Consider the following 255-nt stretch of genomic DNA (forward strand, 5'->3'; position numbering starts at 1 on the left):
GCGGTGCCCGACAAGGGCCTCGGCTACGGCCTGCTGCGGCAGCTGAATCCGGAGACCGCGCCGAGCCTCGGCTCGTCCGGCCAGATCAGCTTCAACTACCTGGGCCGGATGTCGGCCGGGGAGATCCCCGAGCAGCTCGCCGAGATCGGCTGGGTGCCGGTGGCCGACCTGGGTCAGCTGGATGTCGACATGGACCTCGACATGCCCGCCAACGCGACGATCGATATCAACGCGATCGTCACCGAGGGCGCCGAC

The 255-nt window shown here is 69.0% G+C and carries 1 protein-coding gene; it reads left to right on the forward strand.

Going from position 1 to position 255, the window contains the following annotated elements:
- On the forward strand, positions 1 to 255 hold a 255-nt coding region (locus IU459_RS38035), incomplete at both ends, for a hypothetical protein (RefSeq protein ID WP_195134363.1).

It is taken from the genome of Nocardia amamiensis, from assembly GCF_015477605.1.
In the GTDB taxonomy this organism is placed as follows: domain Bacteria; phylum Actinomycetota; class Actinomycetes; order Mycobacteriales; family Mycobacteriaceae; genus Nocardia; species Nocardia amamiensis_A.